This window comes from Clostridium sp. LS, from assembly GCF_002760435.1.
Lineage (GTDB): Bacteria > Bacillota > Clostridia > Clostridiales > Clostridiaceae > Clostridium.
The window spans coordinates 1-26161 of sequence record NZ_AUUU01000089.1; the positions used below are offsets into that span (position 1 = coordinate 1).

Annotated in this window: 20 protein-coding genes; 14 read left to right on the top strand and 6 right to left on the bottom strand. The window is 31.3% G+C overall.

The features are described from left to right. Positions 1-217: 217 nt before the first annotated feature. Positions 218-1093 carry an AraC family transcriptional regulator gene (locus COL3_RS18715; RefSeq protein ID WP_008421778.1) on the bottom strand — a complete coding sequence of 292 codons (876 nt, stop codon included), beginning with the start codon at positions 1091-1093 and terminating at the stop codon, positions 218-220. 356 nt (positions 1094-1449) lie between these two features. On the opposite strand from COL3_RS18715, the gene COL3_RS18720 reads away from it, so the two are divergent. The 12 genes from COL3_RS18720 to COL3_RS18775 all read left to right on the top strand — a co-directional run bounded on the left by COL3_RS18720 (position 1450) and on the right by COL3_RS18775 (position 19865). Then, positions 1450-2388: a hypothetical protein gene (locus tag COL3_RS18720; protein WP_008421780.1), complete on the top strand. Its 939-nt coding sequence runs from the start codon at positions 1450-1452 to the stop codon at positions 2386-2388. Continuing rightward, positions 2385-4187 (top strand): ABC transporter ATP-binding protein, encoded by a 1803-nt coding sequence (locus tag COL3_RS18725; protein WP_008421782.1) that lies wholly within the window; start codon positions 2385-2387, stop codon positions 4185-4187. The genes COL3_RS18720 and COL3_RS18725 overlap by 4 nt, the downstream gene beginning before the upstream one ends. 140 nt (positions 4188-4327) lie before the next feature. Then, positions 4328-5455, top strand: coding sequence for an SGNH/GDSL hydrolase family protein (locus COL3_RS18730; protein ID WP_008421784.1), 1128 nt, complete (start codon positions 4328-4330; stop codon positions 5453-5455). 784 nt (positions 5456-6239) lie between these two features. After that, positions 6240-10439, top strand: a complete 4200-nt coding sequence (locus COL3_RS18735) for a glycosyl hydrolase (protein WP_008421787.1) — start codon at positions 6240-6242, stop codon at positions 10437-10439. 289 nt (positions 10440-10728) lie between these two features. Next, the gene (locus COL3_RS18740) at positions 10729-11439 is read left to right on the top strand and encodes a GntR family transcriptional regulator (protein WP_008421788.1); all 711 of its coding nucleotides are present in this window, start codon (positions 10729-10731) and stop codon (positions 11437-11439) included. 185 nt (positions 11440-11624) lie between these two features. Further along, the gene (locus tag COL3_RS18745) at positions 11625-12563 is read left to right on the top strand and encodes a type I phosphomannose isomerase catalytic subunit (protein WP_008421790.1); all 939 of its coding nucleotides are present in this window, start codon (positions 11625-11627) and stop codon (positions 12561-12563) included. Between the two features lie 135 nt (positions 12564-12698). Next, positions 12699-14927, top strand: a complete 2229-nt coding sequence (locus COL3_RS18750) for an alpha-galactosidase (RefSeq protein WP_008421793.1) — start codon at positions 12699-12701, stop codon at positions 14925-14927. A 127-nt stretch (positions 14928-15054) separates the two neighbouring features. Then, positions 15055-15396, top strand: a complete 342-nt coding sequence (locus tag COL3_RS18755; RefSeq protein ID WP_035283049.1) for a hypothetical protein — start codon at positions 15055-15057, stop codon at positions 15394-15396. 159 nt (positions 15397-15555) lie between these two features. Continuing rightward, a complete protein-coding gene (locus COL3_RS18760) occupies positions 15556-16434 on the top strand; it encodes an ROK family protein (protein ID WP_008421799.1) in 879 nt (292 codons plus the stop codon). A gap of 107 nt (positions 16435-16541) precedes the next feature. Further along, positions 16542-17939, top strand: a complete 1398-nt coding sequence (locus tag COL3_RS18765; protein ID WP_008421801.1) for a glycoside hydrolase family 1 protein — start codon at positions 16542-16544, stop codon at positions 17937-17939. 85 nt (positions 17940-18024) lie between these two features. After that, positions 18025-18945: an ROK family protein gene (locus COL3_RS18770; protein WP_008421803.1), complete on the top strand. Its 921-nt coding sequence runs from the start codon at positions 18025-18027 to the stop codon at positions 18943-18945. A 17-nt stretch (positions 18946-18962) separates the two neighbouring features. Next, positions 18963-19865: an ROK family protein gene (locus COL3_RS18775; protein ID WP_008421805.1), complete on the top strand. Its 903-nt coding sequence runs from the start codon at positions 18963-18965 to the stop codon at positions 19863-19865. 60 nt (positions 19866-19925) lie between these two features. Here COL3_RS18775 and COL3_RS18780 read toward each other — a convergent pair whose 3' ends face one another. The 5 genes from COL3_RS18780 to nagA form a co-directional block, all read right to left on the bottom strand. Continuing rightward, positions 19926-20276: a cupin domain-containing protein gene (locus tag COL3_RS18780; RefSeq protein WP_008421807.1), complete on the bottom strand. Its 351-nt coding sequence runs from the start codon at positions 20274-20276 to the stop codon at positions 19926-19928. An 18-nt stretch (positions 20277-20294) separates the two neighbouring features. After that, positions 20295-21269, bottom strand: a complete 975-nt coding sequence (locus tag COL3_RS18785; protein ID WP_008421809.1) for a Gfo/Idh/MocA family oxidoreductase — start codon at positions 21267-21269, stop codon at positions 20295-20297. 20 nt (positions 21270-21289) lie between these two features. Continuing rightward, entirely contained in the window at positions 21290-21676 is a 387-nt protein-coding gene (locus COL3_RS18790; RefSeq protein ID WP_008421811.1) for a hypothetical protein, read from the bottom strand. A gap of 134 nt (positions 21677-21810) precedes the next feature. Beyond that, complete coding sequence (gene mgrA, locus COL3_RS18795; RefSeq protein WP_008421813.1) at positions 21811-22794, bottom strand: L-glyceraldehyde 3-phosphate reductase; 984 nt, start codon at positions 22792-22794, stop codon at positions 21811-21813. Positions 22795-23049: 255 nt separating this feature from the next. After that, on the bottom strand, positions 23050-24186 hold the full coding sequence (nagA, locus tag COL3_RS18800; RefSeq protein WP_008421814.1) for an N-acetylglucosamine-6-phosphate deacetylase: 1137 nt from the start codon (positions 24184-24186) through the stop codon (positions 23050-23052). Between the two features lie 286 nt (positions 24187-24472). Here nagA and COL3_RS18805 point away from each other — a divergent pair, with 286 nt between their 5' ends. Both COL3_RS18805 and nagB read left to right on the top strand, forming a co-directional pair. Next, positions 24473-25198 carry a GntR family transcriptional regulator gene (locus COL3_RS18805; RefSeq protein ID WP_008421815.1) on the top strand — a complete coding sequence of 242 codons (726 nt, stop codon included), beginning with the start codon at positions 24473-24475 and terminating at the stop codon, positions 25196-25198. Positions 25199-25220: 22 nt separating this feature from the next. Next, positions 25221-25949 carry a glucosamine-6-phosphate deaminase gene (gene nagB / locus COL3_RS18810; RefSeq protein WP_008421816.1) on the top strand — a complete coding sequence of 243 codons (729 nt, stop codon included), beginning with the start codon at positions 25221-25223 and terminating at the stop codon, positions 25947-25949. The last annotated feature ends 212 nt before the right edge of the window (positions 25950-26161 follow it).

Consider the following 26161-nt stretch of genomic DNA (forward strand, 5'->3'; position numbering starts at 1 on the left):
CAGAAATAATAAATATTCTTATGCAGAAGGCATTTAAAAATGAGCTGTTAAAGGTTTTTGGTTGTAAATTGTTCCAATTTAGCTTGTCACACTGAAAGCGGGAGCATGCTAAATTTGGCGCAACTTGCAACTTAAAGCCTTCAGCGATATTTTTATAGTCCTTCGGAGTAAAATATTTATTATTTCGGTAAGCTACCACATAAGTCTAGTTTACATGTTATGTATCTATACTGTGTTGAAGTCTAAATTGTTTTGGTGTTGAACCTGTTTTTTTCTTGAATGTCCGTATTAAATGACTGCAATCAGCAAATCCTGTTTCCTGGCTAATATAATTAAGATCAAAGTTGGTAAATAGTAGTAAATCTTTAACTTTGCTCAATCTTATGAATTCGATATAGTCTTTACATGATTGTCCATAAAGTTCGTGAAATTTTTTAGCGAAATATGAGTAACTCATATGACACTTCTCTGCAAGGTATTCTACCTTTATTGCTTCGTGTGAATGTTCATCAATATATTGCAAGATTGTATGCAGCGAATTTGTATCATACGGCATTAAAGCTACATTATTTGTATCAAATCCGTCTCTTCTCCATATTCTAAGAATTTCTATTAATAAAGATGAAACTAAAGATTGAAAACTAATGTCATAGCCATAATCCTTTGTTACTACTTCCTCAATACAATCATTGAATAAATCGTTTAGGGAATTTTTAAAGGCTTTTGATGGAAGCAAAATAGGGGCACAGGGATCATCTATCGCACATTTAAAAATTGAGCTGAGTTTAGGGGTATAGTTACTATTTATATGTAGGTTATTTATATCAAATTTAAGTACTTCATATATTAAAGGTTCAGGAGAAGCAGCAAAAATTGAATGTACCACTTGAGGATGAAATAAAATTAAATCACCGGATTCGAGAATGTATTCCTTGTTGTTGCAATTTATTAGAGAAGTCCCTTTAAGTATAAAAATAATTTCCATATAGTAATGCCAATGAGCCTTTATTGGAAAGCTACCATGCTTAGTGCCAGCTAAAAAGGCTTCATATGGTGAGGTTAAAACATTAATTTCTTCAAATAAATAATTCATAATAGCCTCCATAAAATAGATTTGTTCTATTTTTAAACAATTGTATTATATCAGATAAAAAATGAAATTGATATAGTATATATAAATAAAGGCATAATCAAAAAAATAATAGGCCATTATTTTATATAATTAATGTTATGATGCGTCGGTTATTTCTTAATATAAATCTGTTACAAATAAAATTCACCCTATCCTACTGGCGTAAAGTGAAACTTCTTGGTTAGAGATTGTACCTAAGATTATCTCAATTTAATATACAATAATTAAGATTATTGTTTACTAAGAAGAAATATACAATTTATTTTTGGCCTGTTATTTTCTTAATTATGCTTAATATAAGGAAAGGAATGAAACAAATGAAGTTTATTAAGGGATTTACATTTGCACCATTTGCTAGAAATGGAAGCTATTCAAAGAAGGAAACGTTTAAGAGTTTAGATAATTTAAAAGAAAGAGTTGGAGTTAATTTTATAATACTTGTACCAAACGGTCTGCAGGATACCCCACAATCAGAAGAGATTTGTTATACTTCTAATTCAACTATTTCAGATTCAGAATTGGAAGCTCTTATAAATTATGCAAAGAAAATTGGTCTTAGAGTGGCAATTAAACCGACAGCAAATTGTAAGAATGGAACTTGGAGAGCTCATATTAATTTCTTTGATGAAGACGTTCACTGTGAACCGAAATGGAGCAAATGGTTTGATTCATATACTAATTTCCAACTTCATTATGCAAGCATAGCTGAAAAAACAGGCTGTGAAATGTTTATTGCAGGTTGTGAAATGGTTATGTCAGAGCGTAGAGAAAATGAATGGCGCAAACTTATTTCTGATATTCGAGGTGTTTATCATGGAATTGTATCGTATAATACTGATAAATATCAAGAACATAATGTAAAATGGTGGGACTGTGTTGATGTTATCTCTTCAAGCGGTTACTATCCTCTTTCGGATTGGGAAAAAGAATTAGATCGTATTGAAAAGGTAGTGAAGAAATTTAATAAGCCATTTTTCTTTGCAGAAGCTGGTTGTATGTCTACCAAAGGTTCTTCAGCAGTTCCAAATGATTGGAGTATCGAAGGTAGTATTGATTTAAATGAACAAGCGGAATGGTATGAAGCCATGTTTAAAGCTTCACTTAAACGTGAATGGGTATCTGGTTTTGCTATGTGGGACTGGGCGTGGAACCAGTATTCATTAAATAAAGCAGAAAGTCATAAGGGGTATGATGTATATGGGAAGCCAGCAGAAAAAATTATAAGAAAGTATTATGATATGGTGGTGGAAAAGTGATAGGGGAAGAAAATAAAACAAATGATAAATTAGAACCAGACGAAGAAGCTCTTTTAAAAATTTTTAAACAGAATGAAAATAGTACTTTAAAAACTCTTGTTGGTATATATAAAGGACATTATTTAAATTTATTTCTTTCAATTATATTTTTCCTATTAAAAAGTTCTCCTGTATGGGTTTTGCCGGTTGTATCTGCAAACATTATCAATGCTGCAACTGATAAAGGAACTAATGCGGTTCATATAATTGTAATTAATATTATAATAATTCTTGTCATGGTGCTACAAAATATACCGACAAATTATGTACATACAGTGCTATATGCAAAAACTATTCGAAGTGTAGAAAGAGAACTTAGAAGCATTCTTGTGAAAAAACTGCAGCAGCTTTCTATTGCATATCATACTCAAATGCAGTCAGGAAGATTACAGTCAAAAATTATGCGTGATGTAGAGCAGATTGAAAATCTATCATCTCAAGTTTTTATAACAATATTAAGTATTGTACTAAATATCGTTGCAGCTTTGGGTGTTGTTATCTTTAAGAGTTTAACAGTATTTATATTCTTTATTGCAACTATACCTGTAGCAGTACTTATCATAGTTGCTTTTGGAGGAAAGATAAAAAGGTATAATACAGATTACAGAAAAGAGATGGAAGAGACCTCGGTTCGTGTAATGGAAATGGTAGAATTAATTCCTGTTACAAGAGCTCATGCATTAGAAAAGCAAGAAGCAAAGAAGATAGAAAATCAATTAATAAATGTTGCTAAAAAAGGTTTAAAGTTAGATCTTATTCAGGCATATTTCTCATCCATAAGCTGGGTTGCGTTTCAGGTATTTCAAATAATTTGTCTTGGATTTACAGGATATATAGCATTAAAGGGGAATATTACAATTGGGGAAGTTGTATTATATCAAACTTACTTTGGATCTATAGTAGCACAGATTTCTGGTATTATTACACTATTACCGACTATTGCAAAAGGATTAGAATCTGTAGCATCAATTGGAGATATATTACTTTCTGATGATATAGAAAACAACCGTAAGAAAAAGAAAATCAAGGACGTAAAGGGGGAAATTACATTTAAGGATGTGGAATTTCAGTACAAAGATAGTAATGCTCCGATTTTAAAAAATCTAAGTTTTTCTATAAATCCAGGAGAAACGGTAGCTTTTGTAGGCGCTTCGGGAGCTGGAAAATCTACAATTCTAAATCTTGTAATAGGATTTTTCCAAGCAACATGCGGACAAGTATTAATTGATAATCAAGATATAAAAAGCATTAATCTTCAAAGTTATCGTTCTCATATTGCAGTTGTACCACAAAATGCAATATTATTTTCTGATACAATTCGAGAGAATATCCTTTATGGAATAAAAAATATTTCTGATGAAGCGTTAAATAAAATAATTAAAGCTGCAAATTTAGAGGAATTAATAGAATCACTTCCAGATGGGTTAGATACGAGGATTACTGAACATGGAAGTAATCTCTCAGGGGGACAACGTCAGAGAATATCGATTGCAAGAGCTTTTGTGAGAAATCCTAAGATATTGGTTCTTGATGAGGCGACATCTGCTTTAGATAGTATTTCGGAAAAAAAGATACAAGAATCAATTGAAAGCTTAGTGAAAGACAGAACAACCTTAGTAGTTGCCCATAGATTATCCACAATTAGAAATGCAGATAAGATTGCAGTTATTGGGAATGGTGGCTTAGAGGAATTTGGAACCTATGATGAACTTATGGAGAAAAAAGGTGAATTCTATAAATTGAAAAAATTACAAATGTAATTTTAAATTGACAATAAAAGATGAAATAGCCGCTGCTATTTCTTAAAATATATATTAAAGAGAAATGCTATGCAATTCTCACCTTAATTAAGAACTGTTAATTGTCAATTGGATAAAAGTTATATAGGAGGAAGAAGATAATGAAAGTAAACGAAAAATTAAAAGTATATACATTACCTGATGTTGAGCATTTAAAAATCCATGGTAGAACAACGGGGGGCCTTTCTCCGTTAACAGTATTTTGGACTGGAAGCGGCATTGAATTAAATGCAAGGGGTTCGGAGCTTTGGATTGAAGTTGAAGTAGATTATGATATGTATGAGCCTTGGATAAGTGCAGTTGTTAATTCGGCTCCTGTAAGCAGGCAAATGTTAACTGCGGGAAGGCATTGGATTTGTATATTTAGGGGAATGAGTGAGAATGAAGTAAAGAATGTTCGCATTATAAGGGATGTTCAAGCAATGAATGGAGATCCTAGCAGTTATATGCAAATACACGCAATAAAATTTGATGGAGAATTTCTGCCTATTGAAGAAAAACCATATAAAATTGAATTCGTTGGTGACAGCATTACTTCAGGAGAAGGAGTAATAGGTGCTAAGAAAGAAGAAGATTGGATTTCTATGTGGTTTAGTGCGGCTAGTAATTATAGCACAATGACAGCAGAGGCTTTGAATGCAGAACATAGAATTATTTCTCAAAGTGGCTGGGGGGTACTTACAAGTTGGGATAATAATCCTCATTTTAATATTCCACAGTATTATGAAAAGGTCTGTGGTCTTCTTGTAGGTGAAAAGAACGAAGAGTTAGGAGCATTTAAAGATAATAATTTTGATTCTTGGCAACCCGATGTTGTGGTAGTTAATCTTGGAACAAATGACGGAGGTGCATTTAATTCTCCAGAATGGAGGGATGAAGTGACAGGAGAAAGTCATAAACAGAGATTAAATGAAGATGGTACTTTTAATGAAGAAGATTTAGCTGCTTTTGAAAAAGCAGCATATAATTTCCTTGTTAAACTTAGAAAGTACAATAAGAAGGCGAATATAGTATGGGTATATGGAATGCTAGGAATTCCAATGCTTCCATATATTTATCGTGCTGTAGATGCATATATTAAAGATACGGATGATAAAAAGGTTTCTGTGTTCCAGCTTCCAAACACAACAGAAGATACAGTAGGATCAAGGCAGCATCCTGGATTCTTATCACATAAAAAAGCGGCAAAAGAGCTGACTGGATATTTAAAAGAGATTTTAGGAAAATAAATCACTTTGAAGTAATGCTTGAAAAAATGAACAAATTATAAATATAAAAAATCATGCATAGAAGTAAAGCACCATTTATTTCATGCATGATTCATTTTTTATGAAAATATTTATATATTCGGCTAATAATATATTTAATAAATTATTATTAAATAAGCATATTGAAATATTTACTAATAAGTTGTATAATGTAAATGTTTTAACTAACCGTTAAAGTAATATAATAATTAATTTAATTAATTACTGACTGACTAATATAAGTTCTTATAGTTAAATAGTAATATTTATCTATATAATTAATGACTATAACTAAATGACATTATAACTATGGTGATGAGAGATGTTACCTAAAATTAGATAGCAAAACAATGACTGCAAATAATTTTGTCGGGCGCTATTGATTATAGCTAACAGATAAATATAAATAAAGAAAACTATATTTTTACCTTTAGTTATTTACTAAATTAAATTTAATTATTAGTATTAAATTTAATATATAAAGTGAATCAATTTGGAATAATTTATAGAAAATAAAAATATTATGTCATATATTGAAAAATATAATAATATAATGTACAATGTAAATGTTTAAATTAACCGTTAAAGTAATATTAATTTATCTTGGTTAATTTTAAATATAAAAAATCCTAAATGCTAACGTTTAACCAACAATATTTTATGAAATAACAAACGACCTATCACTAAGAATGCTTAAAATTTAAAAGTTATGTTTAAAAACTGATAGTTATTAATTAAATAATAAGTTAATATGGGAGGAAAATCTATGAAAACAAAGAAAATTAAAAAATTGATAGCAGCAGCTATGGTGATTTCAACATCAACTACTCTTTTACCTCTATCAACAATAGCTATGGCGGATACTAATAATGCTACCGTTTCTGATACTGCTACAACATCTACAGATAATAGTTCATCATCATCTGGTACATCCAGCACAACCGGTTCAGCAGTTTCTTATAATACAACAACAGAACTAAATAATAGTACAACATCAGCTGCTGTTTATTATAATGACTTTGAAAATGGACAAACACCTGATCAAGTAAGTGGAAAAATTACAAGTACTAATGATGTATCAATCGATACAATAGGTGCTAGTCATGTAATGAAATTTTCATCTCAATTCGATGGAACTGATAATTGGGATAATAATAAGTATGAATTTGATTTTTATACTAGTTCTAGCGACACTATTCCAGCAGGATCAACTATACAATATAATTTACTAATTCCAACTAATCAAAAAAATTTTTTAGGAACAATTAAATGTACTGGAGCACTTAAAGATGGTTCTAGTGCTTGGAATTGGGAAGGTGCATCTACTCAAGATGTAACTACAGATAGCTTTACTGATCTAGGTAACGGATATTCTTCAGCAAAGGTTTCAATAAAATTAAATTCAGATGTAAGCGGTCTCAATGCGGTTGTTGCTCAAATATCAGCATATAATTGCACCTACAGTGGCGAACTTTATATAGATAATCTTAAAGTTACAGCAGCTGAAGCTCAAGATGATGCTCCACTTCCAAGTGTTTCTCCATTAGAATGGAATTTTGATACAAATGCTAATGGATGGTCTTACGGTGGAAACTGGGCTTATAACGGAGCAACTGATAACGTTGTAAATTATGATTCTTCAGCAACAGGCAGTGGAGCTTTAAAGCTTTCACTCGATTATTCTAAAGATGTAGCTTCTTCCTGGAGCGAATTTAAAATTAGTAAAAATTTAGATGCAGAAACTTCGTTTAATGGATATAATTTGTTAACATATGATTTTATTTTTGATCCAAGTAAAATGACTACTGGAGGATTCCAGACTAAATTATATATTACAGATAGTTTAAATAATTATGGTGCTATTGATTTGAGTAAGGCGGAGGATATTGGTAATGGATTGAAAAAAGTACAAGTTACTCTTAAACTTACGTCTCAAGATGTGCAAGCAAATTCAATCACACTAAGTATTATAGGGGCAAGCACTAATTATAAAGGTGATATATATGTAGACAATATCAAGCTTAGTCAAGAAGTTGCAGATGATGTCTATGTGGAGAAGACTGCTACAACTACAGCACAAGTTAAGGTTGAGCCTGGCGATTTGGGAGATAATAGGCCTTCAGACGTTAAACTAGTTGATTCATGTGCAACTTCAGAAACAGCAGATTTATACTCATATTTAATGGGTATAGGTAAGACAGATTATGTTTTATACGGACATCAAAATGATATACATCATAAGGCTGGAAGTGGTTCGACTAATTCTGATACAAAAGACATAACAGGTTCTATTTCTGCAATTGTTGGAATTGATGCTCTTTCATTAACGGGTTCTGAATTGTCATTAACTGATGAAGAGAAAGCAGCAGGAAAAGATTTAATTTCAAAAGCAGCAGATTTAAGCATAGATGCATCAAGTGAAGGTGGAATAATAACTTTATCTGCCCATATGCCAAACTTTGAATTGGTTAAGGAAAAAGGAAAAGATGCTAATGGGCATTATGATTATTCGGGATATACGCCAGGAACTACTACTGGTAATATAGTTTCAAGAATTATGCCAGGTGGAGATTTAAATGATGTATATGTTGGGTATTTAGATATGCTTGCAACGTATGCGCATAAGCTGGAGACAGCTGGAGTTCCAGTAATATTCAGACCATTCCACGAGAATAATGGGAGCTGGTTCTGGTGGGGGAAAGCATTTTGTGATGAAGAAGCATACAAGAATATGTACCGTTATACTGTTCAATATTTAAGGGATACTGAAAACGTTCATAATTTCTTATATGTTTATTCCCCTAACGGTCCTTTCACCGATCAAGCTGATTATTTATCTCGTTATCCTGGAGATGAATTTGTTGATATTTTAGCTTTTGATTATTATGATGATAATCCTACTGCAGATGCTTCTACAGATCCATGGATGGCAAGCTTCAAAAACACCATTAATTTAGTTCAGGGCATTGCAAAGAATAGAGGTAAACTTTCAGCAGTTTCTGAAGTAGGGTTACGTAATAATGATAGTCATGGTTTTATGGCTATATCAGGGAATGCAGATAAGGATTGGTTTAGTCATGTGGCTAATATAGTATCAAAGTCAGATATGCCTTACTATATGACTTGGGCGAATTTTGGTGAAACAAGCGGTTTCTTTGCTCCATACATGGTAAGTGACACAAAAGGTCATGAAATGATTAATAACTTTATAGATTATTACAATGAAGATGAATCTGTATTTGCTAATGGAGTAGGAGATTACTCTAGTGCTAGTACTGGCATAGATTCAGCATATTCTTATGGATTCATAACAGGGCCGGCTTCAAGCAGCCGTATTTTTAGTCCAACTACAATAACAGCAAGTGTAAAGGGGTATAATGGACAAATTAAATTTGTTTTAAAGAACAAAGCAGGAGAAGCTGTTGAAACTATTAATGCCACACAGGGTGAAAACGAAGTATATTCAGCACAAATTACTCAAGAAATGCTTGATAAGATAGGTCAAACAATTGGTTCCATTGAATTATATTCAGATGACACAAAATTGGATACTATAGAAGCGATTTTTAATATAAAAGAAGCAGAAAAAAATCCAAAGGTAGTAGACGACTTTGAATCATATTCCGGGGAAGATGTATTGTTGCAAAATACTTGGTCTACTAATTATGGTTCAGGTTGTAGTGTTACACCAAAATTAGATACAAATAATAAAAATAGCGGCGACTATGGACTAGCGTTTAACTATAAAATTGCACCAAATGGATGGACTGGTATTACACAATCCTTAGATGCAGATTGGTCTGATTGCGATGCATTACAAATTTGGGTTAAGCCAGATGGCAAAGGCCAAAAACTTGTTATTCAGTTAACATCAAATGGTGAAGATTTTGAGGTTTGGATGCCGGAATTTGCAGCAACTACCGAACCTAAACTTTTAACTATACCTTTTAGCCAATTTAAAGGAAAAAATAATGGAACATTTGATCCAGCTCATATACAAAAGATGGGAATATGGTGTAACACAATTGGGTCAGATACCGTAGATTCAGTAATGTATTTTGATGATATTAAGGCTGTAAATACTAATGCACCAGAGGGTGGAGATACAAATACTGGCGGAAATCAAACAGGAGGGTCAACTGAAGCAGCAATGCCTTCAACAGTTACAATCAATGGAACTGAAAAAGTAGGTGAAATTTTAACAGCTGAATTACTAAAAGCAGATTTAACAGAGTTTACTTCATCTCAAGATGTGACATATGCATGGTATAGATTATCTAATAAAGATGATAGTATTGCTAATAGTACAGTAGTGGGAACTGATAAAACTTATAGGTTAACTGGCGGTGATAAAGGATACTATATTAAATTAGTAGCTACTTATAATGGTAAAAAATTTGAAAATATTACTTCTTATATTGCAAGAAATTCATCAAGTAATAGTTCAAGCAGTTCTTCAAGTAGTAGCTCATCCAACAATGGATCAACTACAACTAGTACTACAGGAGGAACATCAACGACAACAACATCTAATACAAGTACAACAACGGCTTTATTAACAACCAATGCTGACGGAACAGTAAAATTAGTTGATAAAAATGGACAAGCAGTAACAGGCTGGCAGCAAGTAAATGGTGCGTGGTATCTTGCTGATGCGAATGGAACAGTACAAAAAGGATGGCAATTGGTAAATGGCACTTGGTATTTTATGGCTCCAACTGGTGTGATGCAAACAGGCTGGCAACAGGTAAATGATAATTGGTATCTAATGGCTTCAACTGGTGCAATGCAGGCAGGCTGGCAACAAGTAAATGGCAAGTGGTACTTATTGGCTTCATCTGGAGCAATGCAAACAGGATGGCAAGAAGTAGATGGTAAATGGTATTACTTATATGCCGATGGATCTATGGCTAGTGATACAGTTATTGATGGTTATAGAGTAGACTCAAGTGGTGCATGGGTTTAATTTTAAATATAAAAATTAAACTAATATAATCTAAAATTATAATTATAAAGAGAAAGTTTAAGTGAAGAGATCATTAAAACTTTCTCTTTTTCTATTAAGAATAAGAGTAATCTAATGAGTGTAACTACAAGAACACATTTTAAGTAAAAGTATAGACAATGTTAAATAAAAGACATATATTATATATTAAGACATATGATGACAAGCGATTGAACGTTGAGTACTTAGGAGGAAATCATATGAAGAATTATAAATAATTCATGACAATTAGATATGAAAGGGAAGAGCCATGATAAAGTATAAGGAAATAGCGTCTGATATTAAGGAAAAAATATTAAATTGTAATTATAGACCTAATGAACAACTACCATTTGAAAAGGATTTATGTGAAGAATATAGTGCAAGCAGAATGACTGTTAAAAAAGCATTGGATTTATTAGTAGCAGAAGGATTAGTTGTAAAGAGAAGAGGTTCAGGAAGCTTTATAAAGGATATAACTGAAGAAGAGATTCAAGAAATAATTGAGAAAAAACAGTTCACTGGGTTAACTAATACAAGCTTAGGCCATGAAGTAACAAGTAAAGTTCTGGATTTTAGAATTGTTCAAGCAGATGAAAAAACAGCAAATACCTTTAAAATAGATAATGATGATTTTGTTTATTTTATACATAGAGTGAGATATGTAGATAGAGAACCTGTGGTAATAGAGAAAACTTATATGCCCTTATCAATTGCAGGGGGAATAAAAATAGAAGATGTTAATGGATCTATATATAATTTTCTTCAAAAAAAGTTAGGACTAAAGATTCAAAGTGCCCATTCAACTGTAAGAATTAAGAAAGCAGACAAACTTGACGAGGAAAATTTGTTATTAATGGAAGGCGAACCAATAGCAGAAGTAGAAAAAGTTGTATATTTAGAAAATGGACGAGCATTTGAGTATTCATTTAGCAGACATAGATATGATAAATTTGAATTTAAGGCTATAACTGTTTTATAAATAAAAGATGTTGCATGGAGAACTATAAAAAAGTTAGAATGCAGCATCTTTTTTGTTTTAAGTTAGATTATTACTTTATTTTGAAAAAGTATAGACAACTTAATAAAAAGAATATATATTTAAAATATAAATTATAATAATATATGATATATTTTAATATATCGAGTGAGGGAGTAGGAGGAAGTATGTATCCAATAAGATTTGAAAATTTGTATTATGAAAAGATATGGGGAGGAAGAGATTTAGAAAGTTTCAGAGATAACCTTCCAGAAGGAAATATAGGAGAAAGCTGGGATATAGCTTGCCATCCAAATGGTACTGGAGTTGTAGCTAATGGTGAATATGAAGGAATTAAATTCGACGATTTAATAAAAGAATATGGTTACGATGTAGTAGGAACAAAAGTAAGCTTAGAAAAACTGCCTTTACTAGTAAAACTAATTAATTCACGAGAAAAACTTTCTGTACAAGTTCACCCGGGTGATGAGTATGCAGCAAAATTTGAAGGTGACTATGGTAAAACAGAAGCTTGGTATGTTGTTGACGCAAAACCAAATGCAACTTTAATAGTTGGAACTAAGGACTGCACAAAGGCAGAATTTGAAGCAGCTATAAAATCTGGAGAAGTTGAAAAATATTTAAATAAAATAGATGTAAAAAAAGGTGATTGCTTCTTAATAAACAGTGGGCTTATTCATGCTATATGTGAAGGTGTTATTATAGCTGAAATCCAACAAAATAGTGATGTAACCTACAGAGTTTACGATTATGGAAGACCAAGAGAAATACACGTAGAAAAGGCATTAGATGTAACAAATTTTGAGCTTCAATGTGAAAATCTTAAAGGAGAAGAAGTTTCATTTGATGGTTATAAAAAAAGTTTGCTATGTAAAAATGAATATTTTGGAATAGAAAAGCTGACTATAGAAGAAGCATTAAAAGATAGCGGTGATAAAGATAAATTTGATATCTTAACTTGTGTAGATGGTGAAGGAACCATTGAAGGCGATGGGTATTGTGAAAAAATAAAAATGGGAGATAGTTATTTAATACCAGCAGCACTTGGAAACTACGAAATAAAAGGAAAGCTTACAGTTCTTAAGAGTTATCCTGTAGTTAAATAATAAGAATAAAAAGCTGACTTTAGCTTAGATTAATTGCATTATTCTGAAGAATATTTTAATAGGTATTCTTCAGAATATGTATATATAGACCAAGTTGCTTAAATATAATAGATTCAAATAGGAGAGGAAAAGAAAATGGGAATTAAATTTAATGAAAGTACAAGAGAATTCCATCTTTATAATAATAATATGAGCTATATTATCAGAGTAATTGATGGTATAGAACAGATAGAAAATGTTTATTATGGTAAACGATTAAGACATAGAGAGTCATTTAAGCACATAATGGAAAGAGAGCTTAGACCTTCATGTAATATGTTTGAAGGGAATCACACTTCATCGTTAGAACATATAAAACAAGATTATCCAAGCTATGGGACTACGGACTATAGATATCCAGCTCATACTATTGTAAGTAGAAATGGAAGCAGAATAAGTAACTATAGATATGTTGAATATAAAATATATGATGGAAAGAATAAATTAAAGGGATTACCTGCAACATATGTTGAGGAAGCTTCTGAGGCACAAACATTAGAAATAACATTATTTGATGAAGTACTAAATAGCAAGCTTATATTAACTTATACAATCTATGAAGAGTTTGATGCAATATGTAGAAATACTAAGATAACTAATGAAGGAAGTGAAGCGTTTTTTATAGATAATGCTATGAGTTCAAGTGTCGACTTGGTAGATTCAGATTTTGAAATGATTCATACTTCAGGGGCATGGGCTAGAGAATGTCATCTTAAGAAGAGAGAACTAACAGAAGGAATTCAATCTATTCATAGTTTAAGAGGAGCCAGCAGTCATGTTCATAATCCATTTATGATTTTAAAACGTCCAGATGCAACTGAGCATACGGGAGAAGTTTATGGGCTTAGCTTAGTATACAGCGGAAATTTTTTGGGACAGGTAGAAGTAGATCCTTATGGCGTAGCAAGAGTTATGATGGGAATTAATCCATATGAATTTAAATGGAAGCTGGACTCTGAGGAAGAATTTCAAACACCTGAATGTGTAATGGTCTACACTGATAATGGTTTAAATGCAATGAGTCAAACTTACCATAAACTTTATAGAACAAGACTTGCAAGAGGAAAATGGAGGGATAAAGAACGCCCTATCCTTGTAAACAACTGGGAAGCAACATATTTTGATTTTGATGAAGAAAAGATACTTTCTATTGTAAGAGCTGCAAAGGATTTAGGAATTGAATTATTTGTATTAGATGATGGCTGGTTTGGAAGAAGAAATGATGATACAAGTTCCCTTGGAGATTGGTTTGAGAACAAAGAAAAGCTTCCAAATGGAATTGCAGGTTTATCTGAAAAGGTAGAAGAAATCGGACTTAAATTTGGATTGTGGTTTGAACCAGAAATGGTATGCAAGGACACTAAATTATTCAAAGAACACCCTGAATGGGCTATACAAACACCAAGCAGAAATATGTCTCATGGAAGAAATCAATTTATTTTAGATTTTACAAGAGATGAAGTTGTTGAGCATGTTTTTGGCTTGATGGATAACATAATAGGAAATTCTAAAATTTCTTATATTAAATGGGATATGAATAGATATATTACAGAACCTTATTCATTAAGTTTAGATGAAGAGAGACAAGGAGAAGTGTTCCATAGATATATTCTTGGAGTATATAAGTTAGCTGAAAAGATAATATCTAAATACCCAGACCTTTTAATTGAATCATGTGCAGGCGGCGGAGCTAGATTTGATCCTGGAATGCTATATTATGCACCACAAACCTGGGCAAGTGATGATACTGATGCTATTGAAAGATTAAAGATACAATATGGTACTTCAATGATTTATCCTTTAAGTGCAATAGGAAGCCATGTTTCAGCAGTGCCAAATCATCAAGTAGGAAGACTTACTCCGCTGAGCACAAGAGCTAATGTTGCATATTTTGGAACATTTGGATATGAGTTTAATGTTAATACAATGAGTGATGAGGAAAAAGAAATAGTTAAAGAACAAGTTAAATTCTTTAAAAAGAATAAGTCTTTAGTGCAAAAAGGTAATTTTTACAGAATGCTTAATCCTTTCGAAAGCAATGAGACTTCATGGATGGTGGTTTCAGAAGATAAGTCACAAGCTATTGTTGGATATTATCAGGCTTTATGCAGGCCAAATGAAAAGTATAATCGTGTAAAACTGCAAGGGCTAAATCCTAATAAACTGTATGAAATAGAAGGCAGAGAAGGAAATTACTACGGTGTTGAACTTATGAATTTAGGAATAATACTATCAAAGGATTATACAGAAATAACTAGTGAATATTGGTCAAGGAAACGAGAAGATTTTATGTCGCAGCTATTTATTTTAAATGAAGTTAAGTAAAAATATACATAGCGAAGGAGAAAGTATATGAATTCTAAATACGAAATAAAAGGCTTGAATTTTATTACTTGGGATTGGCCGATGAAATCACCTAAGTCTCAGGATGAAAAATTAAAAAGATGTTAATGTGGTATTAAAAATTGCAGCAGTTTTACTGATTATTAGGTGGCTTGTAGTTGGAGTGACAGATTCATACTTGTTAATTGTACTGATAACTTTGTTGCATGGGATAGTAAATGGATGTTTACTGCCATTGCCTAATAAAATATTATGGAAGGCGGTACCAAAAGAGAATTACTCTACAGCTATAGTGGTATCAGGTCTATGTGCAAATACAATATTTGTAGCAATTATCAATCTAACTACTGGAAGTGTAGCTGGAATCTTTGGGTCGCATAGTTATGGGTTTATTTATCTTGGGTTAACAATAGTTGTTTTATTAATTCTATTTAAATGCAAGATTAAATAAAACCATATACTTTTGTTATAAAAGATATAACATATAATTGATTAATTATTAGTAATATTATATAATTAGATTATAATTCAATATAAAGATAATGTTTAAGTTTAAGAAAATAGTATATTTTAGTAGAATAATTTCGAGGCGCTTTAGGAGGTATTAAAAATGTCTTATTTTATAGGAATTGATATTGGTGGGACAAACTTAAGAGCAGCAGTTATATCAAAGGATGGAAATATAGAAGAAATTTATAAAGTTGAAAACGAAGTACAAAAAGGGGCAGCTTATAATTTAGATAAGTTAGTTAATCAGATAAAAGGACCTTGGAGTAATTATGAAATAGAAAAAGTGGGAGTAGGAGCACCAGGACCTCTAGATTTAAAAGTGGGAAAATTATTAAATCCTGTTAATTTGAAAGGATGGGAAAACTTTAATATAAAAGAGTATTTAAAAGAAAAGTTAGGTGTACCAGTTCAAGTTAATAATGATGCAAATGTAGCAGGTCTTGCGGAAAGTTTAGTTGGAAGTGCTAAGGATTGTGAATCAGTATTTTATATAACTGTTTCCACTGGAGTAGGAGGTGCTTTAATTCTTGATAAGAAGATTATCAACGGAGCACACAGTCAAGCAGCAGAAATTTACAATATGATAATAAATGAAGATAAATATAGTCATGCAGGTACAAATAAGGGTGGTCTTGAAGGACAATGCAGTGGAGTAAATATAGCGAGAATAGCATCAGAAGTTTATGGAAAGACACTAACTACAAAAGAAGTATTTTGCATGTATGAGAATAATGATGAAAAAGCAGTACAAGTAATAGAGAAATGGATTGATAATATTTCAATTGGTATTGCAAACATAATAGCTGTTGTAGATCCAGAAACTGTAGTTATTGGTGGAGCGGTATTAATATACAATACATCGTTATTACCTAAAATTATTGAATGTACTAAGACTAAGGTAGCAGATCCATCAATGGTAGACATAAGAATAGCCCAAATTGGAGATAATGCTGGTCTTATTGGAGCAGCAATGTTATAGGAAAAGTTTGAAATGAAGGGTGTGTATTAATACTATTTTTATTTCAAATACATGCAACAATTTATAAAAACAATTTAATTAAAATGATGAAATTTAGGAGGAAGAAAATGAGTATAAAATTTAAGTTCCCAGAAAATTTTTGGTGGGGTTCAGCAACATCAGGTCCACAAAGTGAAGGAAGATTTAATAAGAAGCATGATAGCGTATTTGATCATTGGTTTGATATAGAACCAGAAGCATTTTTTGATGGAGTTGGTCCTAATGTAGCATCAAATTTCTATAATAGCCATAAAGAAGATTTAGCATTAGTTAAAGAAACAGGATTAAATAGTTTTAGGACATCAATTCAATGGACAAGATTAATAAAGGATTTAGAAACTGGTGAAGTAGATGAAGATGCAGTTAGATTCTACAATGAGGTAATCGATGAATGTATTGAAAATGGTCTTCTTCCAGTTATGAATTTACACCACTTTGATTTACCAGTTGAATTATATGATCAATATGGTGGATGGGAATCAAAACACGTAGTAGACTTATTTGTAGTATTTGCAAAAAAATGCTTTGAGTTATTTGGTGATAGAGTTAAGTATTGGACAACATTTAATGAGCCTATAGTTGTAGTTGAAGGGGAATATTTATATCAATTCCACTATCCAAAATTAGTTGATGGTAAAAAAGCAGTGCAAGTATTATATAATTTAAATTTAGCATCAGCAAAAGTTATAGAAGCTTTTAGAGCTATGGGATGTGATAAAGAAGGTGGAAAAATAGGAATAGTTCTTAATTTAACACCAGCATATCCAAGATCAAATAGTGAAGAAGATGTGAGAGCAAGTCAAATCGGAGATGCTTTCTTCAATACTTCATTCTTAGATCCTGCAATTAAAGGACATTTTCCAGAAATACTTCTTGAAATATTAGAAAAAGATAATGTTATGTGGGAATCAACAGAAGAAGAATTAGAAATAATTAAAAATGATACAATAGATTTCTTGGGAGTAAATTACTACCAACCAAGAAGAGTTAAAGCAAAAGAATCAGAAATAGATGAATCAAAAGGCTGGATGCCAGATAAATACTTTGATAATTATGAAATGCCAGGAAGAAGAATGAATCCATATAGAGGATGGGAGATATACCCACAATGCATGTATGACATTGCAATAAACATAAGAGATAATTACAATAATATTCCTTGGTACATTTCTGAAAATGGTATGGGTGTTGAAGGTGAAGAAAAATATATAAATGCAGAAGGTATAATAGAAGATGATTATAGAATAGATTTCTATAAAGAACATTTAGAATATCTTCATAAGGGTATAAGTGAAGGGTCTAACTGTTTTGGATATCACACATGGACTCCAATAGATTGTTGGTCATGGTCTAATGCATATAAAAATAGATATGGATTCATTGCTGTAGACTTAGCTACACAAAAGAAAACAATTAAAAAATCAGGAAGATGGATTAAAGAAGTTGTAGAAAATAACGGATTTTAATAAAAATAACTACTAACAAATAATAAGCTGTCTCAAAAGTTAAAACTTTGAGACGGCTATTTGAATTATACAAGGGGGATCATAAATGAGAAATTTTATGGTTTTTGATGTTGGCGGAACTTCCACTAAGTGGTCTATTATAGACGAATTAGGCACATTTAAAGAAAGTGGTAAATTTGCTTGTCCAGGGACGGCAGAAGAATTTTTTGCTGAGATAAGCAGGATGTCAAATCAAATGAAGCTGACTCATGATGTTAAGGGAATCGCAATAAGTGCACCAGGAGCAGTAGACAGTGAAACTGGAATAATTGGAGGAAGAACTGCAATACCATATATTCATGGACCAAATTGGAAAGAAATTATAACTAAAGCTACAAACTTAAATGTGGAACTTGAAAACGATGCTAATTGTGCAGCTCTTGGAGAGTGCTGGCTTGGTTCAGGAAGAGATAACAATGATTTAGCCTTTGTTGTTTGTGGGACAGGGATAGGTGGAGCTATAGTTAAAGATAAAAGGATTCATGTTGGAGCACATAAATATGGCGGGGAATTTGGTTATTGTTCAATAAATGGACAATTAGACGGAGATACACCTAGGTTCATTAATTGGAGCTCAGTAGGATCTACAATAGCATTAGCAAGAAAGGTTGCAGAGTTGAAGGGATTAGAAGAAGGCAGCTTAGATGGTATTGAAGTCTTTGAATTATGCAGTAATGGTGATGAAATTGCACTTAAAGAAGTAAATAAATATTACTTTACCATGGCTGTTGGAATATATAATATTCAGTATATATTTGATCCAGAAGTAATTATTTTGGGTGGAGCCATAAGCGAAAGGCCAGAATATTTAGATGAAATAAATAAAAGATTAAATGTAATGATGAATAGTGATTTAGAAGGAACAATAAAGCCTGTGATAAAGACATGTGAATTTGGAAATGATGCAAATAAGCTTGGAGCTTTATATAATTATTTACAAAGAGAAAAACAATATAAATTAATTTAAAATAGAGGTGATTTCAAATGAATAAATTTATGGTTTTTGATATTGGTGGAAGTGCTGTTAAGTGGTCTGTAATTAGTGAAGGGGGACAATTTATTGAAAGTAATAAATTTGATGTTCCAAATGATAAGGAAGGTTTCTTTTCTCAATTGGCAAAAACAACTAATGAAATGAAAGAAAAATACGATGTTAAAGGAATTGCAATAAGTGCTCCCGGAGCAGTGGACAGTGAAACTGGAGTAATTGGAGGAGTAAGTGCTATTCCATATATACATGGACCTAACTTTAAGGAAATCTTGAAGGAAGCTACAAATTTAAATGCAGAACTTGAAAATGATGCTAATTGCGCAGCTCTTGGTGAATGCTGGCTTGGTGCTGGAAAGGATAATAAGGATTTAGCCTTTGTTGTATGCGGTTCAGGAATAGGCGGGGCAATAGTTAAAGATAAAAAGATTCACGGTGGAATTCACAAGCATGGTGGAGAATTCGGTTATTGTTCAATAACTTGTGAGTTAGATGGAGAACCTAAATTTACTAGCTGGAGTCAAGCTGGATCTACTACAGCATTGGCAAGAAAGGTTGCAAAGTTAAAGGGGTTAGAAGAAGGCAGTTTAGATGGTGTTGAAGTTTTTGAATTATATAAAAATGGAGACGAAATTGCGCTTAAAGAAGTAAATAAATATTATTATATTATGGCAGTAGGAATATATAATATTCAATATACTTATGATCCAGAAGTTATTATTTTAGGTGGGGCAATAAGTACAAGACCAGAATATGTTGATGAAATAAATAAGAGATTAGATATGCTTATGCATAGTGATTTAGAAGGTACAATAAAACTAGTAATAAAAAAATGTGAGTTTGGAAATGATGCAAATAAATTAGGTGCATTATGTAACTATCTTCAAAGACAAAAATAATTGCAATGCATAAGATAATAAAGGGGAAGTAGTAATAAATACTAATCCCCTTTATTTGTTCTAAATTCCAACCTCAAAAACTAGGATTTTCAGGTCATCACTAGAATTATTAATAAGTTCATGTGATCCAAAAGTTTTATTTACTATTACGTCTCCTTGTTGTACTTGCTTTGATTCATCATCAACTGTCATTAAGCCTTGCCCTTCTAATATCATATATATTTCTTCGTCATTACTATGTGTGTGCAACCCTATTGAAGTACCAGCAGGAAGAATAGTATAATTTATAAACCTCAATTTGCTAGAAAAATCTTCATCATCAAATAAAGAAATATGCTTTAAAATTCCCTGTCCATCATGACAATTTGGTTCATCTTTCATATTAGAATTTAAAAAGTTCCTTACGTTCATGTTAGTAACACACCTTTCTTATAATTTAATTAAATTTGAAGTGGTTAATGATTTAATAGCAGCGTCAACGATTTCAAAGTTCTTAATATTATCCGAAATATTTGTTTCACCTGGTCGATTATTATTAAGAGATTCAATAAATTCATTTAACACAAATTCTCTGCTGTCATGTGATTCAGCAACTTTAATTTCAAGATCACCATCATTTTTATATACATTAATAGTGCCATTAGACATTTTAAGTACACCTTTTTCGCCCTCAATCCTCCAATCACACGACCAATCTGTTTCGCTTTGATAAGCTGATAAGCTTCCACGATATGAGACTTTAATGTTATTTTCTAAATCTAATAACAATTGTATATTTGAGTAGCCTTTATACCAACTCCATTCAGGAGTCCAAGATCTTGCAAAAACTGTTTTAGCGTCTGAGCCTGTTATATACCTTATCATATCAATATGATGAATAGATACATCAAGTAATAAAGGATGCTCTAAATCCTTATGATAATTAGTCATTATATGTTTTCTGTTAAAGTCTACAGATACTGAATCTATTCTTCCTAAATCACCAGAGGATATAATTTTTTTTGCAGTACGGACATAATTGCTATACCTATAGTTTTCAGATATCATTATTGGGACATTAACTTCTATAGATTTTTCTAAAATTTCCTTTGCATCGCTATATATTTCAGCTATAGGTTTTTCGCTTAATACGGGGATTCTGTTTTCAAATGCTATAAAATTTATTTCTTTGTGTATTCCTGGAGGAGTAACATTTAAAATAAAATCTGGTTTAAGTTTAGAAAGAGCATCTTTTAAATCATTAAAAATTAGTACATCTTCCATACCAGGAAGTTCTTTTGCTGAATTTAGCAGCTCATCGTTTTTATCAACTACACCAATGAGTTGTACGGTATTAGTTTTTAAAAGTATATCCTTAAGCCAGTTAAGTCCAAAGTCCCCAAGTCCAACTTGAATTAATTTCATTATAATCACCTCGAAATATCTTATATTATAGAGATATCTCTAAACTTACAAATTGCGGATTCGTTAGAGTTATGAGAAGTAACTGCTAATCCTAAATACAGTTTTTTATTCATCTCTATGGAGCAGCTTCCATATTCCTTCCATGACTTACCATCGCAGCTATAAAATCCAGTAAAGATATTATCGTTACGTTTTAATCTAACCCATGTAGATGGAAAATTCACAGGAAATTCAGGAGGAAGAGAAGTAGCATCGTTTGGATAAATTGCCTTACTATATCCACCGTTTTCTTGATCCCATATATCTTGACCACCAGCGGTAATATCATAACCTCCGGAAACTTCTTTACACGAGCCTTTAATTAAAACGTTGCCAATATCTTTTGAAATAAAGTTAGGTCTTTTCATATGCATCTCACCTTTCTTAATTAAAAAGATGGCATAATAGAGTAGATAATTAGAAAATTTATAAGTTTTAATAAACGGTAAATTGACAATATATAATTACCTAATATGCCTTAAACTTAAAGAAGTAATTACTCCTACTTTAATATATCTTCTATTCTAGCTAATTCATCATCAGAAAAATTAAGATTATTTATAGTAGCAACATTTTCTTCTATCTGACTTACCTTGCTAGCACCAATAAGGGCTGAAGTTACACGGCCTTTACGTAAAACCCATGCAATAGCAAGTTGTGCCATACTTTGTCCTCTTTCTTTAGCTATTTCATTTAAAAGCCTTACTTTAGCAACTTTGTCTTCAGTGATACCTGATTTAACCCAAGAATTATGAGCAGCTCTTGAAGTTTCTGGAATACCATTTAGATATTTATCAGTTAATAATCCCATTGCTAAAGGCCAAAATGCTATTGTTCCTATTCCGTATTCATCAGTAACATCTTGAAGTCCATCCTCTATCCATCTATTTACCATAGAGTAAGATGGTTGAGTTATCAAACAAGGAGTTCCTAGTTCTTTTAGTATTTGAGCAGCTTTCTGTAATTCATCAGCACCATAGTTTGATAAACCTACATAAAGAGCTTTACCTTGTCTAACGATTTGATCTAATGCCATCATTGTTTCTTCTAGTGGAGTTTCAGGATCAAATCTATGGTGATAAAATATATCTACATAATCTAAACCTAAACGAGTAAGACTTTGATCTAAGCTGGCAATTAAATATTTTTTAGAGCCCCAATCCCCATAAGGTCCTGGCCACATATCGAATCCAGCTTTGCTAGAGATAATTAGTTCATCTCGATAAGCTTTTAAATCTGAGCTTAACACTCTTCCGAAGTTTTCTTCAGCTGAACCAGCTGGTGGGCCGTAATTATTTGCAAGATCAAAATGAGTTATTCCAAGATCAAAAGCCTTATGTATCATTGCTCTGATATTTTGTAATGAGTTATCTTCACCAAAATTCTGCCAAAGTCCAAGTGAAATAGCTGGCAGCTTCAACCCACTTTTTCCACATTTGTTATATACCATATTTGAATATCTTTCTTCGTTTGCTATATATGCCATTTTTAATGCCTCCTGCTATATTTTTGATATTTTTAGAATACCATTGTTAATGCACAGAATACATATCATAATGTCATGTATTTATCACTTTTTGTCGCTTGTTATTATAGTTGCTTAGTTCCAACTAAACATCTGATTAATAGATAAAGCTTAAAATTCTAATAATAGGATTTTAAGCTTTATACAAAGGTAATTTGAAATATATAAAAATCAACAATCTATAGGAGCCGGGAGATATAAAATTGAATTGAAATTTTAAATAGAATAAACTTCTTTACCAGAAATAAATACCTTATTTATATTAATATCATTATCAAATAATATTAGATCAGCATCATAACCTTCTTTGATTTGTCCTTTATGATCATCAACTTTACAATGTTTAGCGCCATTATATGAAGCCATTTTTATGATTTCATATAATGGCAAATTTGAATTTTTATATACATTTCTTACTGCTTTATCAAGGGTTAAAACAGAACCAGCTAAAGCACCATTCTTAAGACGAGCTTCACCATCATTTACAAGAACATCCTGCCCACCTAATGAATAATCTCCGTTTGGCATACAGCAAGCCATCATAGCATCAGATATCAATAAAACATTATTAGTACCTTTTTGCTTATATGCAATTCTTAAAGCTGGATAAGAAATATGAATTCCATCCGAAATGGTCTCAGTTGTTATATTACTATCAAATATAGCGCCAACTACACCAGGATTTCTGTGAGTTAAAGGAGTCATAGCATTAAAGAGATGAGTAGCATGACAAGCACCACATTCAATAGCTTCCATAGCTTCTTCATAAGTAGCACTGGTGTGTCCTAATGAGCAAACTATGTCTTTTGATGATAAATACTTAATAAGTTCCTTAGCACCTTCAACTTCTGGAGCTAATGTTATGGATACAATAATATCTTCATAGTCCTTAACTATCTCGTTATATGTTGAAATAGATGGGGTTAAAATGTAATTTGGATTTTGAGCACCAATTGCTTTGGGACTTACAAAAGGACCTTCTAGATGAGCTCCAAGAACATGAGCTCCGTCTGTACCTGTTTCTTTCACGTTTTTAATCGCAGCTAAGGATTTTCTTATATCTTCTATAGAAACAGTCATGGTTGTAGGAGTAAAAGAAGTTGTTCCATGTTTAACTATAGTTTTGGAAATGGTATTGATTGACTCACTGGTACCGTCCATTGTGTCGCAGCCTCCTGCACCATGTATATGCACATCAATAAATCCAGGTGAAACATATAATCCTTTTGCATCAAGTATATTTTCATCTGAATAATTGGTAGGATTAATTTCTTTAATACAGCCATTTTCAATAAGTATAGAGCTAGTTTCTATTTTGTCTAAATAAATAATATTACAGTTTTTTATTAACATATTATCGATCTCCTAAGAAAAATTTTTATAATATACAAGTGGATATTATCAGTTTCTTATGTCTAGTATAATGCATTTTTAAAGAATTTTTCAAGTGTATATTGACATACTTGAAAGAATAAATTATACTTTTGTTAAAGTGGTAGTTACCACTAAATGAATTTACTTTTTGAATTTATATGCAGGAGTGTGGAGTTGTAACATATATTAGCTTATTTATATTTTCTTTTGCACAAAGAAATAGTATAATTGGTAATAAACTGCTAGAACTAAAAGAGGTGCACTTATGAATATAATAAACAAAAATTCTAATACTCCTTTATATATTCAATTAATGAATATTCTTATTGATCAAATAGAAAATCATATGAAAGAAAATGACAAATTAGATTCAGAAAGAGAGATTTGCAAAAAATATGGCCTTAGTAGAACTACTGTAAGAGAAGCCTTAGATGAACTAGAAAAAAATAAATATATTTATAAAGTTCAAGGAAAAGGAAATTTTATTTCTCCTAAGGTAGTGGAACAAGATTTAATTAGAGTTTCTTCTTTTACAGAGGAAATGAAGAAACATGGAAAGAATCCTACTTCTAGGTTATTAAATTTTGAGGTTATAGAAGCTAGCACTAAAATAGCTGGAAAACTAAAAATAGAAGAGACTGAACTTGTATTTAAAATATCAAGAATAAGAATTGCAGATGATATACCAATGATATATGAAATTACGTATTTGCCATATGAAAGATTCAAAGGTCTTACAAAAGAAATGATTGAGGAGAATCCTTTATATGAGATATTTAAAAGTTCTTTTGATGTATATATTACGTCTGCTGAAGAAGTAATAGAAAGTGTTTTAATAAATAAACTTGAAAGTGTATACCTTGAGGTGCCTCAAGGACAAGCGGGACTTAAATTTGAAAGAATAGCATATGAACAGGCGGATATTATTGAATATACAATTACAATTGCTAGAGGAGATAAATATAGATATAGAGTTTGTTTGAAAAATTAAATAGTGAAGGGGAGTATTAACAATGAAGTTACTAGTAGTTAAAGATTATGAAGAAATGAGCGAAGTTGCAGCTAAAATATTTAAAGAGATTGTTACTGAAAAGCCAAATGCTGTTTTAGGGCTTGCAACAGGAAGTACCCCAGTTGGATTGTATAAGAAACTTATAGAAATGAATAAAAATGAAGAAATAGATTTCTATAATGTCAAAACAGTAAATTTAGATGAATATGTTGGACTTGGGGAAGAAGATACTCAGAGCTATAGGTATTTTATGAATGAAAATCTGTTTAATCATATAAATATAGATAAGGCTAATACTTTTGTTCCAAATGGATTAGCAAAAGATTTAGATGAAGAAGCTAAAAGCTACGATAAGAAAATAGAAGAATTAGGCGGAATAGATATACAAATTCTTGGAATTGGTGGAAATGGACATATTGCTTTCAATGAACCAAGTGACTTTTTAATAGAAGGCACTCATGTAACCAATTTAGCTGAAAGTACAATAAAAGCGAACTCTAGATTTTTTAATTCTATAGATGAAGTGCCTACTAAAGCTTTATCTGTTGGAATTGGGACTATAATGAAGGCAAAGAAAATAGTATTACTAGTAAAAGGTAAAGATAAAGCCGAAGCAATAAAGGCATTGATAAATGATAATATTACAACACATAATCCAGCAAGTTTTCTAAAAATCCATAATGATGTAACTCTAATAATTGATGAGGAAATGGCAGAATTAATAAGATAAAAAGATTATAAAGAAAAAAGAATTATTAGCAATCTGAAAAGGCTATATTAAAATTATAATAAAATTTTAATATAGCCTTGATTTGTAGTTCTCTATTTAATTCTAAGTTGAAATGGTAAGCAATTTAAGTATATAATAAAATATAAAAGAATATATTAAATAATAAAATGATATAATAAATAATAAAATGATATAATAAATAATAAAATGAT

Bases quoted from the DNA above. Each gene is read 5' to 3' on its own strand.
- COL3_RS18720 (WP_008421780.1), top strand. From the start codon at position 1,450: ATGAAGTTTATTAAGGGATTTACATTTGCACCATTTGCTAGAAATGGA.
- COL3_RS18775 (WP_008421805.1), top strand. From the start codon at position 18,963: ATGAATAAATTTATGGTTTTTGATATTGGTGGAAGTGCTGTTAAGTGG.
- COL3_RS18780 (WP_008421807.1), bottom strand. From the start codon at position 20,276: ATGAACGTAAGGAACTTTTTAAATTCTAATATGAAAGATGAACCAAAT.
- nagA (WP_008421814.1), bottom strand. From the start codon at position 24,186: ATGTTAATAAAAAACTGTAATATTATTTATTTAGACAAAATAGAAACT.
- COL3_RS18750 (WP_008421793.1), top strand. From the start codon at position 12,699: ATGGGAATTAAATTTAATGAAAGTACAAGAGAATTCCATCTTTATAAT.
- COL3_RS18805 (WP_008421815.1), top strand. From the start codon at position 24,473: ATGAATATAATAAACAAAAATTCTAATACTCCTTTATATATTCAATTA.
- COL3_RS18760 (WP_008421799.1), top strand. From the start codon at position 15,556: ATGTCTTATTTTATAGGAATTGATATTGGTGGGACAAACTTAAGAGCA.
- COL3_RS18770 (WP_008421803.1), top strand. From the start codon at position 18,025: ATGAGAAATTTTATGGTTTTTGATGTTGGCGGAACTTCCACTAAGTGG.
- COL3_RS18785 (WP_008421809.1), bottom strand. From the start codon at position 21,269: ATGAAATTAATTCAAGTTGGACTTGGGGACTTTGGACTTAACTGGCTT.
- mgrA (WP_008421813.1), bottom strand. From the start codon at position 22,794: ATGGCATATATAGCAAACGAAGAAAGATATTCAAATATGGTATATAAC.
- COL3_RS18745 (WP_008421790.1), top strand. From the start codon at position 11,625: ATGTATCCAATAAGATTTGAAAATTTGTATTATGAAAAGATATGGGGA.
- COL3_RS18765 (WP_008421801.1), top strand. From the start codon at position 16,542: ATGAGTATAAAATTTAAGTTCCCAGAAAATTTTTGGTGGGGTTCAGCA.
- nagB (WP_008421816.1), top strand. From the start codon at position 25,221: ATGAAGTTACTAGTAGTTAAAGATTATGAAGAAATGAGCGAAGTTGCA.
- COL3_RS18730 (WP_008421784.1), top strand. From the start codon at position 4,328: ATGAAAGTAAACGAAAAATTAAAAGTATATACATTACCTGATGTTGAG.
- COL3_RS18740 (WP_008421788.1), top strand. From the start codon at position 10,729: ATGATAAAGTATAAGGAAATAGCGTCTGATATTAAGGAAAAAATATTA.
- COL3_RS18715 (WP_008421778.1), bottom strand. From the start codon at position 1,093: ATGAATTATTTATTTGAAGAAATTAATGTTTTAACCTCACCATATGAA.
- COL3_RS18735 (WP_008421787.1), top strand. From the start codon at position 6,240: ATGAAAACAAAGAAAATTAAAAAATTGATAGCAGCAGCTATGGTGATT.
- COL3_RS18790 (WP_008421811.1), bottom strand. From the start codon at position 21,676: ATGAAAAGACCTAACTTTATTTCAAAAGATATTGGCAACGTTTTAATT.